At 39.3% G+C, this 16,193-nt stretch carries 17 protein-coding genes; all 17 read left to right on the top strand.

All coding sequences use genetic code 11. The features are described 5' to 3' along the window. Positions 1 to 54 precede the first annotated feature (54 nt). Positions 55 to 321: a YlmC/YmxH family sporulation protein gene (locus ACK3CR_RS20175; protein ID WP_019391864.1), complete on the top strand. Its 267-nt coding sequence runs from the start codon at positions 55 to 57 to the stop codon at positions 319 to 321. A gap of 113 nt (positions 322 to 434) precedes the next feature. Further along, the gene (gene dpaA, locus ACK3CR_RS20170) at positions 435 to 1,337 is read left to right on the top strand and encodes a dipicolinic acid synthetase subunit A (RefSeq protein ID WP_019391865.1); all 903 of its coding nucleotides are present in this window, start codon (positions 435 to 437) and stop codon (positions 1,335 to 1,337) included. Next, a complete protein-coding gene (locus tag ACK3CR_RS20165; RefSeq protein WP_019391866.1) occupies positions 1,334 to 1,930 on the top strand; it encodes a dipicolinate synthase subunit B in 597 nt (198 codons plus the stop codon). The genes dpaA and ACK3CR_RS20165 overlap by 4 nt, the downstream gene beginning before the upstream one ends. A 186-nt stretch (positions 1,931 to 2,116) precedes the next feature. After that, positions 2,117 to 3,160 carry an aspartate-semialdehyde dehydrogenase gene (gene asd, locus ACK3CR_RS20160; protein ID WP_243518280.1) on the top strand — a complete coding sequence of 348 codons (1,044 nt, stop codon included), beginning with the start codon at positions 2,117 to 2,119 and terminating at the stop codon, positions 3,158 to 3,160. Between the two features lie 32 nt (positions 3,161 to 3,192). Then, the gene (gene dapG / locus ACK3CR_RS20155; RefSeq protein ID WP_328122242.1) at positions 3,193 to 4,443 is read left to right on the top strand and encodes an aspartate kinase; all 1,251 of its coding nucleotides are present in this window, start codon (positions 3,193 to 3,195) and stop codon (positions 4,441 to 4,443) included. Continuing rightward, the gene (gene dapA / locus ACK3CR_RS20150; RefSeq protein ID WP_243518282.1) at positions 4,440 to 5,315 is read left to right on the top strand and encodes a 4-hydroxy-tetrahydrodipicolinate synthase; all 876 of its coding nucleotides are present in this window, start codon (positions 4,440 to 4,442) and stop codon (positions 5,313 to 5,315) included. Before dapG ends, dapA begins: the two co-directional genes overlap by 4 nt. A gap of 123 nt (positions 5,316 to 5,438) precedes the next feature. Further along, a complete protein-coding gene (locus ACK3CR_RS20145; protein ID WP_243518284.1) occupies positions 5,439 to 6,176 on the top strand; it encodes a ClpP family protease in 738 nt (245 codons plus the stop codon). Then, positions 6,173 to 6,388 carry a YlzJ-like family protein gene (locus ACK3CR_RS20140; RefSeq protein ID WP_328122241.1) on the top strand — a complete coding sequence of 72 codons (216 nt, stop codon included), beginning with the start codon at positions 6,173 to 6,175 and terminating at the stop codon, positions 6,386 to 6,388. The genes ACK3CR_RS20145 and ACK3CR_RS20140 overlap by 4 nt, the downstream gene beginning before the upstream one ends. Positions 6,389 to 6,570: 182 nt before the next feature. Continuing rightward, a complete protein-coding gene (locus ACK3CR_RS20135) occupies positions 6,571 to 8,931 on the top strand; it encodes a DNA translocase FtsK (RefSeq protein ID WP_488976052.1) in 2,361 nt (786 codons plus the stop codon). 101 nt (positions 8,932 to 9,032) lie between these two features. Next, complete coding sequence (locus ACK3CR_RS20130) at positions 9,033 to 9,758, top strand: GntR family transcriptional regulator (RefSeq protein WP_061801674.1); 726 nt, start codon at positions 9,033 to 9,035, stop codon at positions 9,756 to 9,758. 171 nt (positions 9,759 to 9,929) lie between these two features. After that, positions 9,930 to 11,201, top strand: a complete 1,272-nt coding sequence (yfmF, locus tag ACK3CR_RS20125) for an EF-P 5-aminopentanol modification-associated protein YfmF (protein WP_410914222.1) — start codon at positions 9,930 to 9,932, stop codon at positions 11,199 to 11,201. 1 nt (position 11,202) lies between these two features. Next, positions 11,203 to 12,486 carry an EF-P 5-aminopentanol modification-associated protein YfmH gene (gene yfmH, locus ACK3CR_RS20120; protein WP_328122239.1) on the top strand — a complete coding sequence of 428 codons (1,284 nt, stop codon included), beginning with the start codon at positions 11,203 to 11,205 and terminating at the stop codon, positions 12,484 to 12,486. Between the two features lie 64 nt (positions 12,487 to 12,550). Beyond that, entirely contained in the window at positions 12,551 to 13,267 is a 717-nt protein-coding gene (ymfI, locus tag ACK3CR_RS20115) for an elongation factor P 5-aminopentanone reductase (RefSeq protein WP_276517231.1), read from the top strand. A 55-nt stretch (positions 13,268 to 13,322) separates the two neighbouring features. Then, complete coding sequence (locus ACK3CR_RS20110; protein WP_243518301.1) at positions 13,323 to 13,583, top strand: DUF3243 domain-containing protein; 261 nt, start codon at positions 13,323 to 13,325, stop codon at positions 13,581 to 13,583. A gap of 163 nt (positions 13,584 to 13,746) precedes the next feature. Continuing rightward, a complete protein-coding gene (locus ACK3CR_RS20105) occupies positions 13,747 to 14,538 on the top strand; it encodes a YmfK family protein (RefSeq protein ID WP_019391878.1) in 792 nt (263 codons plus the stop codon). 12 nt (positions 14,539 to 14,550) lie between these two features. Beyond that, the gene (locus ACK3CR_RS20100) at positions 14,551 to 15,501 is read left to right on the top strand and encodes a helix-turn-helix domain-containing protein (RefSeq protein WP_488976051.1); all 951 of its coding nucleotides are present in this window, start codon (positions 14,551 to 14,553) and stop codon (positions 15,499 to 15,501) included. Positions 15,502 to 15,550: 49 nt separating this feature from the next. After that, positions 15,551 to 16,129 (top strand): CDP-diacylglycerol--glycerol-3-phosphate 3-phosphatidyltransferase, encoded by a 579-nt coding sequence (pgsA, locus tag ACK3CR_RS20095; protein ID WP_019391880.1) that lies wholly within the window; start codon positions 15,551 to 15,553, stop codon positions 16,127 to 16,129. Positions 16,130 to 16,193 lie beyond the last annotated feature (64 nt).

The following is a 16,193-nucleotide window of genomic DNA, read 5'->3' as shown; positions in this document are numbered from 1 at the left end:
TCGCGTTGTCTCTTCTTATATATAGAATAAAGAAGAGAAAAGAGGAGAATGCATGTGAGATTAAGTGAACTGAGTGGAAAAGAAATTGTTGATATGAAAAAAGCGGAGCGCCTTGGTCTGCTTGGACAAACCGATCTAGAGATTGACGAAGAAACAGGCGAAATTAAAGCCTTACTCATTTCAACCGGAAAGTGGTTTAGTTTAAAAAGACAAAATTACGAAACTCGCGTGCCATGGAGTCACATCGAAAAAATCGGTACAGATATGATTATGGTTGATATTGATACAATTCATGGGCAAAAGCATCCTACGGAAAAGTAGGATGCTTTTTTTTATGATTCACCTCTTTCATGCATCTAACATAAACTGTTTAAGAGATAAGAGGAAGCTGCTCTAGTGAGCGGGGACTATTGTTTAAAGAAGGTGGATGAGGGATGTTAACAGATGTACATGTAGCGGTCATTGGCGGTGATGCAAGGCAGCTTGAGGTCATCCGTAAGCTAATTGAGTTTGATGCAAAAGTATCGCTCGTTGGTTTTGATCAGCTTGACCACGGCTTTACAGGTGCAACGAAATATCAGCTTCATGAAGTAGCGTTTGAAGACGTTGATGCAATTGTTTTACCTGTTCCAGGCACAAATCTAGAAGGGCAAGTTGAAACAATTTTCTCAAATGAGAAAGTTATTTTAACAGAAGATATTTTAAAAGAAACAAAAGAACACTGTAAGCTCTATTCAGGAATTAGTAATGATTATTTGAACGCGATTACAAAAAGTGCAGGCAGAGAGCTTGTTCAGCTTTTTGAACGTGATGATATTGCGATTTATAATTCTATTCCTACTGTTGAAGGAGCTATTATGCTTGTTATCCAACATACGGATTTCACCATTCATAATTCCAATGTTGCTGTTTTGGGACTTGGGCGTGTAGGGATGAGTGTTGCGAGATCTTTTGGTGTTTTAGGAGCAAAAGTAAAAGTTGGGGCAAGGCGCTCTGAGCATTTAGCACGCGTATCTGAAATGGGACTTACTCCTTTTCACCTTTCAAATCTTGAAACTGAGATGAGCAATGTGGATATTTGCATCAACACAATTCCATATCCTGTTTTAACAGCGGGAGCAATTTCAAAAATGCCTTCACATAGCCTTATTATTGACTTGGCTTCCAAACCAGGTGGAACTGATTTTCGCTATGCAGAGAAGCGCGGCATCAAAGCGATGCTCACTCCAGGACTTCCGGGGATAGTTGCTCCAAAAACCGCCGGTAAGATTGTTGCTAATGTTCTTTCACAGCTTCTAATGGAAGATGCACAAAAGAGAGGAGAGAGCACATCATGACATTAAAAGGAAAGAAAATTGGATTTGGTTTAACAGGATCACACTGCACGTACGAAGCGGTTATGCCCCAAATTGAGAAGCTTGTAGAACTAGGAGCTGAAGTTCTCCCTGTTGTTTCTCATACTGTGGAACATACAACAACTCGCTTTGGAAAAGGCGAAGATTGGGTGAAGCGCATCGAAGAGATCACAGGGAATAAAGCAATCAACTCAATTGTTGGAGCAGAGCCGTTAGGGCCAAAAATTCCGCTTGATTGTATGGTAGTAGCTCCAATTACAGGCAACACAATGAGCAAGCTTGCAAATGCAATGACAGATTCGCCTGTTCTAATGGCTGCAAAAGCAACGATGAGAAACAACGGGCCTGTTGTGCTTGGGATTTCTACAAATGATGCTCTTGGATTAAATGGGGTCAACTTAATGAGGCTTATGGCGAGCCGTAATCTTTATTTTATTCCCTTTGGGCAAGATGATCCTGAAAAGAAACCAAACTCAATGGTAGCACGTATGAGTCTTCTTACAGAAACAGTTATGCTAGCGATTGAAGGACGTCAGCTTCAACCTGTTATTGTTGAAAGATTCAGAGACGAGTAAATCTCATCGGGTGCCTATACGAAATAAAAGTATAGGGGCCCTATTGCTTGTTTTTGAAATTATGAGAAAAATTCCTTTATCCTTTCATAGCATAGTATGGTAAGATAGTACAATAAAATAGTTAAACCATCAGTATTTTCTAATAAACAGAAATAGCAGTAGAAGAATGGTTGGAGGGAGATTATCATGGCAAGAAATTTACAAGTAGCAGTTGTAGGAGCAACAGGAGCTGTTGGACAGCAAATGATCAAAACATTAGAGGAGCGCAATTTTCCAATTGAGACATTAACGCTTCTTTCTTCAGCACGATCTGCTGGAAAAAAAGTAACGTTCAAAGGTGAAGAGCTAACAGTTCAAGAAGCAACACCAGATAGCTTCAAAGGAATTGATATTGCACTATTTAGCGCAGGTGGAAGCGTCTCACAAGAGCTAGCGCCTCATGCTGTAAAACATGGAGCAATTGTTGTTGATAATACAAGTGCGTTTCGCATGGACGAAAACGTGCCTTTAGTTGTGCCTGAAGTGAATGAGCAAGACTTAAAAGAACATAACGGAATTATTGCAAATCCGAACTGTTCAACAATTCAAATGCTTGTTGCACTAGAACCAATTCGTGAAAAATACGGTTTAAACAAAGTCATTGTTTCAACATACCAAGCTGTTTCAGGTGCTGGAGTTGCTGCTGTTGATGAACTTCATGAGCAAACAAAGGCTATTTTAGAAGGAAAAGAGTTTACACCATCTGTATTACCGGTAAAAAGCGATAAAAAACATTACCAAATTGCTTTTAATGCAGTGCCACAAATTGATAAATTCCAAGACAACGGCTTTACGTTTGAGGAAATGAAAATGATCAACGAAACGAAGAAAATTATGCATATGAAAGATCTATCTGTAGCAGCTACTTGCGTGCGTCTGCCAGTTGCAACAGGTCATGCTGAATCTGTATATATTGAAATTGACAATAGCGATGTAACAGTCTCAGACTTAAAAGCTCTTTTACAGGATGCACCAGGCGTTACGCTTCAAGATGATCCTGCAAATCAAGTATACCCAATGCCTGCTGATTGCGTTGGCAAAAATGACGTCTTCGTTGGACGTATTCGCCAAGATTTGGATGAAGCTCGTGGCTTCCATCTTTGGGTTGTTTCTGATAACTTGTTAAAAGGAGCGGCATGGAATTCTGTCCAAATCGCTGAATCTTTGATAAAATTGAACCTTGTTAAATAACAACAGGATTGTCAACGTTATGAGGTGTAAGAATGAAAATTATTGTCCAAAAATTTGGGGGGACTTCTGTTCGCGATGCTAACGGAAGAGAGCGAGCAAGCTATCATATTCAGTCTGCATTAGAAGACGGATATAAAGTAGTTGTCGTTGTGTCCGCAATGGGGCGCAAAGGTGAACCATATGCAACAGACACTCTTCTTTCGCTAATCGACAACAATAGACATGTAAGTAAGCGTGAAGTTGACTTGCTTATGTCTTGTGGAGAGGTCATTTCCTCCATCGTATTTTCAAATATGTTAAATGAAAAAGGCATTAAAGCTACGTCTCTAACAGGAGCACAGGCAGGCTTTTTAACAAATAGTGATTTTACGAATGCAAAAATTATCGAAATGAAGTGCGATCGCTTAAAAGAAGAGCTTCAAGACCATGATGTTGTCGTTGTGACAGGCTTCCAAGGTGCTGATGAAAAAGGCGATACAACAACGCTTGGGCGTGGAGGTAGTGATACGTCTGCGTCTGCCCTTGGTGCTGCCATCGATGCAGAATTCGTCGATATTTTTACAGATGTGGAAGGCGTAATGACGGCAGATCCACGCATTGTCGAAAATGCTCGTCCTCTTTCTATTGTGACGTATAACGAAATTTGTAATATGGCATATCAGGGAGCAAAAGTGATTCATCCAAGAGCAGTTGAAATTGCGATGCAGGCAAAAGTCCCAATGCGCGTTCGTTCGACATATTTAGATTCAGAAGGAACGCTCGTTACGTCACACGGTGAGGCACACCAGAAAGGCAGCGATGTCAAAGAACGCCTTGTCACAGGAATTGCTCACGTGTCTGATGTTACCCAAATTAAAGTGCTAAGCAAAGAGGGCAATTACAATCTTCAATCTGAAGTGTTTCGTGCAATGGCACAGGAGAGCATCAGCGTCGATTTTATTAACATTTCGCCACGCGGTGTTGCTTATACAGTGCCAGACGAGATGACAGCCAAAGCTGTTTCTGTTCTACAAGCGCTTGGATATGATCCTTCGATTACGAAAAACTGTGCAAAAGTCTCAACGGTTGGTGCAGGAATCGCAGGCGTACCAGGTGTAACAGCTAAAATTGTCGGTGCTCTATCAGATAAAGGAATTCAAATTTTACAATCTGCTGACAGCCATACAACCATTTGGGTGTTAGTCAAGCAAGATGATTTAAAAGAAGCTGTAAATGCGCTTCATGAGGCGTTCGAGCTTTCTAAATCAAATCCACAGGGAAGAAGTCAAGGAGTGAAACCATGATTGAATTTGGGAAAGTGGTTACGGCCATGGTAACCCCGTTTGACAACAAAGGAAACGTTGATTTTCAAAAAACAACACAGCTTGTGAATCACCTTATTGAGAATGGATCTGATGCACTTGTTGTAGCAGGAACAACAGGAGAATCACCAACTCTTTCAAAAGAAGAGAAAATTGCATTGTTCCGTCACGTTGTAAAAGTAGTAGACAAGCGAGTTCCAGTTATTGCGGGAACAGGAAGTAACAGTACACACGGTTCATTAGAACTAACAGAAAAAGCAGAAGAAGAAGGCGTAGATGGAATTATGCTTGTTGCGCCTTACTATAATAAGCCAAACGAAGAAGGGATGTATCAGCATTTTAAAACAATTGCTGAAAATACAAAACTTCCGGTTATGCTTTATAATATCCCAGGTCGCTCTGTTATTAATATGAGCGTTCCACTTATTGTGAAGCTTGCGCAGCTTCCAAACATTGTAGCTGTTAAAGAAGCAAGCGGTGATCTTGATGCAATGACAGCAATCATTGCTAACACGCCGGACGATTTCAAACTTTACACGGGAGATGACGGTTTAACTTTACCAACGGTTTCTATTGGTGGAGATGGAGTTGTTTCCGTTGCTTCTCATATTATCGGCAGTGAAATGCAAGAAATGATCACGTCGCTTCAAGAAGGACATCCGCAAAAAGCGGCTCTTCTTCATCAGCGTCTGCTGCCTGTTATGAAAGCCCTTTTCATGGCTCCAAACCCAACGGCAGTGAAAACAGCTCTTCAAGTTAAAGGACTTGATGTAGGGGGCGTACGCTTACCACTTGTTCCTCTAACAGAGCAAGAGCGCGTGTTTTTAACAAAAACATTAGAAAGCATTGAATAGTAAAAAGCTCTACGTCTATAAGGCGTAGAGCTTTTTGTTTGGTCATTTTTTGAGATGAAGAAGCATGATTTTAGAGGAAACGTTCATAATAACAGTATTACTGAGTGTGAAAGGAGTTTCATTATGACCGATCAAAATCAACAGCCTGCAAGAGAGAATGAACAGGGAGGACAAGAACAAAAAAGTGAGTTATTGGAGAAAATTCAGCAGCTTGGCCAAACAAATATACCACAAGCTCCTGATTCAAAAATTCACTGTTTGACGATTGTTGGTCAAATTGAAGGGCATATGCAGCTTCCACCCCAAAATAAAACAACAAAGTATGAACACGTTATTCCTCAAATTGTAGCAATTGAGCAAAACCCAAATATTGAAGGACTTCTAATTATTTTAAACACGGTAGGAGGGGATGTTGAAGCAGGTCTTGCTATTTCTGAAATGCTTGCTTCACTTTCTAAACCAGCCGTTTCAATTGTACTTGGTGGGGGGCATTCTATCGGTGTACCAATTGCAGTTGCAACAGATTATTCATTCATCACAGAAACAGCTACAATGACAATTCATCCTGTAAGGTTAACAGGACTTGTTATTGGTGTGCCTCAAACATTTGAATATTTGGATAAGATGCAGGACAGAGTTGTTCAATTTGTAACCAAACATTCAAACATCTCAGAAGAAAAATTTAAAGAGCTTATGATGTCAAAAGGAAACTTAACCCGAGATATCGGAACAAACGTCGTGGGACGTGACGCGGTTGAATACGGTCTCATTGACGAAGTAGGCGGAGTTGGACATGCGATGAATAAGTTAAATGAGCTTATTGACGCAAGAGGAAAGGAGAATCAACAGCTTCTACAATGATTCATTATACAATGCTTCCTAATGAACTTGTTTTTGGAGGAGAAAATAGCACATTCACAACACAACAAATGGTAAATGTAAATGGATGTCCGCTCGTTGTATCAAAAAATGCTAACAGCGATTATGAGGTTGTTCGCAATCTAAGTACAGACCCGAGCCACTACCTTGATTCACGCTATACTCCAGGAGCTATTATCCCCACATTACAATAAAATTGTTCCGCTATTAAAACATGATTATGGTATAATGAGGAGCATAGCCATAGAAAAGCAGCCATATTGGCTGCTTTTTTGTGCAACGTTGTTCTGACAATACATATGAAGGCCTTTTTCATCAATAGCGAGAAGCGTGTTTAAAGATAGAAGAAAATGAGGGACAAGATTGGAGTGACAAAATGGCTAAACAAAAAAAGCGAGGAAAGACCAAAAAAGCGGATTGGAAGCATGTTATTAAAAGTGAGCTTATTGGGATTGCGCTCATTGCGCTTGCTCTGCTTGCCATGGCGAAGCTTGGCATTGTAGGTCGTTCTCTTGTTTTACTCGTTCGTTTTGTAGCAGGAGAATGGTATATGGTTCTTCTTCTCGGCTTAATTATTGTCGCTGGATATTTAATTTGGAAGAGAAGATGGCCAATCCTTATAAATCGCCAGCTTTTTGGCATTTATTTACTGTTGTTGGCACTTCTTTTATTCAGTCATGTTACGCTTTTTGAAAATTTAACGCGAGATGGACGATTTGCAAATCCATCTGTTTTATTGAATACATGGCAGCTTTTTATGCTAGAAGCAAGTGGGAATGAAGGAACAAGTGATCTTGGCGGCGGGATGGCTGGAGCCATTATGTTTGCTATCACGCATTTTCTGTTCGATGACTTAGGAACAGAGCTTTTTGCGATTATTATGATTTTAGCAAGTATTATTTTAATTACAGGAAAGTCGCTTCAGGAAACATTGTTTAAAATCTTTCATCCCCTTTTTACATTTGTTGTACGCGAATGCAAGGAAATGGTGGAAGATTTCAAAGATTGGTTGAAGCGTCCAAAGAAGAAAAAAACGTCTTCACAAGGAACGCGCTCGTCTCGTGCAAAGAAAAAGGAAAAAGAAGAGGAAGATGAGTCTGAAAGTAATGAAGCAGCGGCTGTTGAGGAAGAAACAACCCCAATTATCGCTCACTTTGATCATCAGACACAGTCTGTAGCAGAACAACAAGAAGAAAAACCAACACAACCAACACAACAAACACAGCCCGTCGGTCAGCAGCGGGAGGAAAAGGAAGAGAAATCAGAAGGAAACTCATCTCCTGTGCCAATGACGTTTACAGAAGTTGAAAATGAAGATTATAAGCTTCCTTCTATCAATTTACTTACAATGCCGAAAAACAGCAGCCAGAAGAAAGAGCATAAAGGAATTTACAAAAATGCGCGTAAGCTTGAGGAAACTTTCCAAAGCTTTGGAGTAAAAGCAAAAGTGGCAAAAGTTCACCTTGGACCAGCGGTAACACGGTATGAAGTATATCCAGACGTTGGGGTGAAAGTAAGTAAAATTGTGAACTTAAGTGATGACTTAGCGCTTGCATTAGCAGCAAAAGACATCCGAATTGAGGCTCCAATTCCAGGGAAATCAGCAGTCGGTATTGAGGTACCAAACGATGAAATTTCAATGGTTTCTCTTCGTGAAGTACTGCAAGCAACAGACCAAAATGAAAAAGCTAAGCTGCTGATTGCACTTGGTCGTGATATTTCAGGTGAAGCGATGCTAGCAGAGCTGAATAAAATGCCTCACTTACTTGTAGCAGGTGCAACAGGAAGCGGAAAAAGTGTGTGTATTAACGGCATTATCATTAGCTTGCTTATGCGTACAAAACCACATGAAGTAAAAATGATGATGATTGATCCAAAAATGGTAGAGCTTAATGTGTATAACGGCATTCCACACTTATTAGCCCCAGTTGTAACAGATCCTAAGAAAGCTTCTCAAGCTTTGAAACGGGTCGTAAGTGAAATGGAAAGAAGATATGAGCTTTTCTCTCATACAGGAACACGTAATATTGAAGGATATAATGAGCACATTCTTCGTTATAATGAAAATGAAGATGGAAAACAACCAACACTTCCATATATCGTTGTTATTGTAGACGAGCTTGCCGACTTAATGATGGTCGCTTCTTCAGATGTAGAAGATGCGATTACACGTCTTGCTCAAATGGCGCGTGCTGCTGGTATTCATCTTATTATTGCAACACAGCGTCCGTCTGTTGACGTTATTACAGGAGTTATTAAAGCGAATATCCCATCCCGTATTGCTTTTAGCGTTTCTTCTCAAACAGACTCACGTACAATTTTAGATGGAGGCGGAGCGGAGAAATTGCTTGGACGAGGTGACATGCTATTCTTGCCTGTTGGGGCTTCCAAACCTGTACGTGTTCAAGGCGCCTTTTTATCTGATAGTGAAGTTGAATCTGTTGTGAACTTTGTGATTGAACAGCAAAAAGCACAATATCAGGAAGAAATGATTCCAAGCGATGAAGCAGAAGTAAAAGAAGAAGCATCAGATGAGCTCTATGCAGAAGCTGTCGATCTTGTAGCTCAAATGCAAACGGCTTCCGTTTCTATGCTTCAGCGGCGCTTCCGCATTGGCTATAACAGGGCAGCAAGGCTTATTGATGAAATGGAAGTGAGAGGCGTTGTAGGGCCTTATGAGGGAAGCAAACCCCGCTCTGTTCTGATTTCAAAAGAGCAAGACGAAGAATTAGGATAAGAAGAATTAGGATAAAAAGTATTCATAATTTTGTCGAAAAATGTTATAGTTATGGAAATTACTCATGCACTCTTTAGTAAACATAGTGGGGGAACGTCAGTATGTCGATAAAGACGGAAGGTCAGCATCTATATCTGCAAGTGATTGAGCAGTTAAAAAACCAAATTGAAGATGGCACCTATAGAGAGAGAGAAAAGCTTCCTTCAGAGTTTAGTTTGGCTAAAAAGCTCGGAGTAAGCCGAGCAACGCTTCGTGAAGCACTCCGTATTTTAGAGGAAGAAAACGTAATTACAAGACGACACGGCGTTGGAACGTTTGTAAATACAAAACCAGCTTTTAGCGCTGGAATTGAGCAACTTTCAAGCGTAACAGACATGATTCTTCAAGGAGGCATGACGCCAGGCACGATTTTTATTTCCTCAACAACTCAAGCATTAACAGACAATGATATGAAGCGATTTAACTGTGAGGAAGATGAAGAAGTTCTTCAAGTTGAACGTGTTCGTACAGCAGATGGACAGCCTGTTATTTACTGTATTGATAAAGTGCTTCAAAAGCATTTTAAAGAGCCGTTTGTATATAATAGAGAATCGCTGCTAGATGCGCTTCATGAAAGAGCAGGGAAATTTATTTCCTATGCGGTTACTAAAATTGTCCCGCTTGGCTATCACGACAAAGTGTCACCTATTTTGCAGTGTGATCCAGAAACGGCGCTGCTTGTTTTGAAACAAATGCATTATGATCAAAATGACGAGCCGATTTTGTACTCTGTCAACTATTTTAAAGCAGATCAATTTGATTTTCATGTTTTGCGAAAACGTGTATAGGCATAACATAAATAGAAGCTCTTCCTACATTTGGGTAGGAAGGGCTTTTTTTCTTGAAAAAGAGGTCTTCTTTTCGCTATATTAAAAGGAAGATTAAAAAAGGCAAACAAGATGCACAATAGAACTATAGCAAAAAAGACTGCTTATTTTGAAGGAGGATACGATTTGAAAATTTTATCAGAAAACAAACATGAGCTTGACGGCTTAGTGTTACATACAATCAAAACTGAAAAATATAAAACAAATACAATTCTTTTAAAGCTGAGCGCACCCCTTGAAGAAGAAACGGTTACACATCGCGCATTGCTTCCATATGTACTTCAAAGTGCAACAGCTAGCCTTTCATCTTCAAAAGAGCTTCAAGGATATCTAGAAGACTTGTACGGAGCTTCTTTACAGGTGGATTTGATGAAAAAAGGTGAACATCATGTTATGACGTTTCGCGTTGATGTAGCAAATGAAAAATATTTAAGAGATCAAACACCATTGCTTGAAAAATCGCTGCGTTTGCTAGGAGATGTACTTACATCCCCTCTTTTAGAAAATGGAGTATTTAAAGAGGATATCGTAGCAAAAGAAAAACGTGCTTTAAAACAGCGTATTCAAGCTGTTTTTGATGATAAAATGCGCTATGCTAATCTGCGCCTCGTAGAAGAAATGTGCAAAAATGAACCATATCATCTTCATGTAAACGGCAGACTTGAAGATATTGAGGGAATTACGGCTCGAAGTCTTTACGACTACTATAAAAAAATGCTAACTGAAAATAGTGCTGATCTTTATGTGATTGGAGATATTCAGGAAGACGAAGTTGTTCAGTATACAAAAGATATTTTTTCGTTTGAAAAAAGAGGCGCGCGTAAAATCTCACCTCCAGCTCAAATGTCTGTAGAGAAAGAAAATGTTGTAGAAGAGAAGCAGCCTGTTAAACAAGGGAAATTAAACATGGGGTATCGAACAAATATCGTTTATGGAGACGAGGACTATTTTGCGCTGCAAGTATACAACGGTATTTACGGTGGCTTTTCTCATTCCAAACTTTTTGCAAACGTAAGGGAAAAAGAAAGTCTTGCTTATTATGCAGCGTCTCGTGTTGAGAGTCATAAAGGACTTTTAATGGTCATGTCAGGAATTGATATGAAAAACTATGACAAAGCGGTTTCCATTATTAAAGAGCAAAGTGACGCAATGAAAAATGGCGACTTTGATGAAAACACATTAAGTCAAACAAAAGCCGTAATACGCAACCAACTCTTAGAAACAGTTGACACAGCAAGAGGCCTTGTTGAAGTTATGTATCATAACGAGCTGACGGAAAATAAGGTTAGTATTGATGAATATTTAAAAAGAATTGAAGCTGTCACTAAAGAGGAAGTTGTTGCTGTTGCCCAGAAAGTTCAGCTTGATACAATTTATTTCTTAAAAGGAGAGGGTGGTGAATAAAATGAAGGAAATTACATTCGAAAATTTAAATGAAAAACTTTACTACGAAAAAATGGATAGTGGATTAGATGTGTATGTTCTTCCAAAAGAAGGGTTCAATAAAACATTTGCAACGTTTACAACAAAATACGGCTCAATTGACAATACGTTTGTACCGCTAGGAGAGAGCGAAAAAATTACGGTGCCGGACGGAATTGCTCATTTTCTAGAGCACAAACTTTTTGAAAAAGAAGATGGCGATGTTTTCCAAAACTTTAGTAAACAGGGGGCTTCAGCGAATGCATTTACATCATTCACAAGAACAGCTTATTTGTTTTCAAGCACAAATAATTTCGAAGAAAATTTTGAAACATTAATTGATTTTGTGCAAGAACCATACTTTACGGAAAAAACGGTTGAGAAAGAAAAAGGAATCATTGGACAAGAAATTACAATGTATGACGACAATCCAGACTGGCGTGCATATTTCGGTGTTATCCAAAACATGTATCATAACCATCCTGTTAAAATTGATATCGCAGGAACAATTGAATCGATTAGCCATATAACAAAGGATGACCTTTATACGTGCTACAATACGTTCTATCACCCAAGCAACATGCTTCTTTTTGTTGTAGGTCCACAAAATCCGGAAAAAGTGATGGAGTTTGTTCGAGAAAATCAAGCTAAAAAAGATTATCAAGATCAAGATGAAATCAAACGTTATTTTGACAATGAGCCAGAAGAGGTAGCAGAGAAGAAACAAGTGTTAAAAATGTCTGTTCAGTCTTCTAAATGTCTCGTTGGAATTAAAGCGAAAAATCCGCATAGAAGTGGAGAAGAGCTTTTAAAATATGAACTAAGCGTAAATGTGCTTCTTGATTATCTTTTTGGAAAGAGCTCTTCACACTATGAGAAAATGTATGATGAAGGTCTTATCGATGAAACTTTCTCATATGACTACACAGAAGAGGGCGGATTTGGGTTTGCGATTATTGGGGGAGATACAGAAGACCCTGATCGCTTGACTGAAGAAATCCAAAGTGTTTTGCTTTCCTTTAAAGATGAAGAAATAGAGAAAAAACAGTTTGAGCGCATTTGTAAGAAAAAGATTGGTGGATTTCTTCAGGCACTCAATTCACCTGAATTTATTGCAAATCAGTTCACACGCTATGCTTTTAATGATATGGATTTATTCCGTGTTGTGGAGACGCTTGAAGCATTAACAACAGAAGATATGACAAAGGTAGCGGAAGATTTAATTGATGAAAAGTGCTTTACCGTTTGTCAAGTTGTTCCGTCATAAAAACGGCCCCCATTGATACTCAATGGGGGCTTTCATAGGTCAAACAGAAAGGAAGAGGAGAAAAGTGAAAACAGTACTTATCACAGGAGCAAGTGGAGGAATAGGAAAAGAAATAGCGCGTACACTTGCTAACCATTATCGGCTTGTTCTTCACTATCATCGGAATGAAGAAAGTATACGAGCTTTAGCTTTAGAGCTTGAAAAAAAAACAGAAGTGTTCGTTGTAAGGGGAGACTTAAGTAAAGAAGATGGCGTAACAGAGATTTTACAACAAATTGTTGTTCCAGTCGATGCGCTTGTCTACAACTGCGGGAAAAGTCAGTATGGTTTGTTAACAGATGTTAGTAATGAAGAACTAAGCGATATGCTTATGCTTCACGTTCAATCTCCCCTTCGTCTTGTGCGAGAGCTTCTACCTTCTATGGTTCGTAAGCGTGAAGGATCCATTGTGCTTGTTTCATCGATTTGGGGATTAACAGGTGCTTCGTGTGAAACCGTTTATTCAACTGTAAAAGGAGCTCAAAATGCATTTGTAAAGGCGCTGGCAAAAGAAGTAGGACTAAGCGGCATTCGCGTTAATGCGATCGCTCCTGGTGTGATCGATACACCAATGGTTGCTGACTTTAACGAAGAAGAAAAAAGAATGATGGAAGAAGAAATTCCTCTTGGCAGAATGGGCCGTCCAGATGAAGTGGCAAATGTTGCTGAGTTTTTATTATCAGAGAAAGCGTCCTATATTACAGGACAAATTATTTCAGCAAATGGTGGATGGTATACATAAAAGCCAAGAAAACAGACAAACTAAGGAACGAAACTACAAACAAGGAGGGTTCCTCATGTCTGTTTTAGAAAACTGGGATACGTGGAAAAACTTTTTAGGAGATCGTCTTCACCATGCTCAAAACCAAGGTATGGATAATGAAGTTGTCTCAGAATTTGCTTATAAAATTGGCGATTACTTAGCAAACCAAGTAGAAGCAAAAACAGAGCAAGAAAAGATTTTAGCAGATCTTTGGAGCGTTGCTTCTAAAGATGAGCAACACGCAATTGCTAACATGATGGTAAAACTTGTGCAAAATAACGGGTCACAAAAATAAGAGAGGAGTAATCCTCTCTTTTTTTGTGTATTTTTGAAAATATTGTTCATAAATTCATACTCATGGTTTATTATTTCCACAAAATCATTTATATTAGAATACATAAACGTAGAAAAGAAACAGGCAGGAATGGAAAGAATTAATGGAGATAGGAGCACGGACAATGGAAAAGATTGAATGGTATTTAGAATATCAGATCCAAAAGAACCGTCCTGGTTTACTCGGAGATATTTCCTCTCTTTTAGGGATGTTAGCGATAAATATCGTGACGATAAACGGAGTAGACGATCAGCGCCGTGGTCTTTTGCTTCGCTGTGATTCTAACGACCAAATTAAAAGACTTGAATCTATTTTAAAGACGATGGATAATATAGTGGTAACAAAGCTTCGTGAGCCAAAACTTCGCGATAGACTTGCTGTCCGTCATGGTCGCTATATTCAGCGCGATGCGGATGATAAGAAAACGTTTCGGTTTGTGCGTGATGAGCTCGGTTTGCTTGTTGATTTTATGGCAGAGCTTTTTAAAAAAGAAGGTCATAAGCTTATTGGGATTAGAGGCATGCCTAGGGTAGGGAAAACAGAATCTATTGTAGCTGCAAGTGTTTGTGCGAACAAGAGATGGCTTTTTGTTTCCTCAACGCTTTTAAAACAAACGATTCGAAGTCAGCTTATTGAAGATGAATATAGTCCAAATAACTTGTTTATTCTAGACGGTATTGTTTCAACAAAACGGGCAAGTGAAAAACATTGGCAGCTTGTGCGAGAAGTGATGAGACTTGATGCGACAAAAATTATCGAACATCCAGATATTTTTGTGCAAAATAGTGAGTATACACTCGATGATTTTTCCTATATTATTGAATTACGCAACTCTCCAGAAGAGGAAATTACATACGAACCCGTTGAAGGTCCATCCCTCATTGATGGGAATGGTTTTTCTATGTTTGATTTTTAGCATAATTGGTAGGTGTTAGCATTGACAGAGTTAGGAAAAAGGTTAAAAGAAGCACGTATTGAAAAAGGCTTATCGCTTGAAGATTTACAAAAGGAAACAAAAATCCAAAAGCGTTACTTGGCAGGAATTGAAGAAGGAAATTATGATTTAATGCCGGGGAAATTTTACGTGCGCGCGTTTATTAAGCAGTATTGTGAAGCTGTTGGGTTAAACGTTGAACAGACGTTTGAACAGTATCAGGCTGACATACCGTCCGCACAGCACCAAGTCGCTCCAGAAGAGCTTTCTCGTGTAAAAACAAGAACAAAGGAAGTAGCTCCTAAAAATTCAAAAGTGCTTGATGCCTTGCCAAAAGCCATCATTGCGGCTGTTGTAGTTGGTGTCCTTGTCTTAGGATGGGTGATTGCTCTTTACATCAACAAAGACGATAAAGAGCAGGCAAACAGCACTGATTCGCAAGTCGAATCACAGTCAGAGCAGTCATTAGATGCACAAAAAGAAGATAGTAACGATGACAGTGAGCAAACATCAACAAAAACGGATGATAATAAGGAAGCAGAAAAGAAAGAAGACGCTAAAAAAGAAGAGGAAAAAGAGTCGGATAAAGATGAATCTAAATCCAAGCTTACAGCTGTAGAAGGTGCAGCAAATGCAGGCACATACAAGCTTGAAGGAGCAGACGAGTTTAAGCTTGAATTAACGGCTACGGCTACAACTCCTTCATGGGTAGGCGTAACAAATGGCAAAGGCAACTCTTTCTTTAGCAGTATGCTTCAAAAGGGCAAAACAGAAACCATTGATTTAACGAATGAACAAGAGGTGAAAATCCGAGTTGGTTTTGCTCCTGGTGTTGAAGTGAAAGTAAATGGTGAAGTTGTTCAATATCCAAGCGATCCGAAGCAAAACGTAACGCAGAACGTTTTCATTCAATATGATGGATCTGAAGCGAATAGCGAATCATAATCGTTTCTATACGAGCTTGGTATGTACCGAATAACTGGAGGAATCAACTGTGAATTTACCAAATAAGATTACTGTAGCACGAATATTTTTAATCCCTATTTTTCTTATTATTATGTTAGCGGGCTTTGATTGGGGCACGCTACATGTTGGGGAGACAAGCTTACCTGTTGTAGATCTTGTTGGAGCCATTATTTTTATCATTGCTTCAACAACGGATTGGATTGACGGCTACTATGCCCGTAAGCTTAACATGGTCACAAACTTAGGGAAATTTCTAGATCCGTTAGCAGATAAACTCCTCGTTTCAGCAGCTCTTATTGTTCTTGTAGATATTGAGCTTGCTCCGGCGTGGATGGTTATTGTTATCATTAGCCGAGAATTTGCTGTAACAGGTCTTCGTCTTTTACTAGCAGGTGAAGGAGAAGTATCTGCTGCTGGACAGCTTGGCAAAATTAAAACATGGGCTCAAATTGTAGCAATTGCTGCGCTCCTTCTACACAATGTACCGTTTTCTCTTCTTTCTATTCCGTTTGGAGAGATTGCCCTTTGGATAGCGGTTATTTTCACCGTTATTTCAGGATGGGACTACTTTGTAAAAGGAAAGCACGTGTTTATTAACTCTAAATAAGAGGAAAAGGGATTTTAGACAATTTGTTTAAAATCCCTTTTACATATATTTAAAGGAGACGATT

This window comes from Priestia sp. TRM10 (assembly GCF_057808375.1).
The sequence above is the reverse complement of the archived record's forward strand: the minus strand, read 5'-3'. Positions and strand labels throughout refer to the sequence as shown.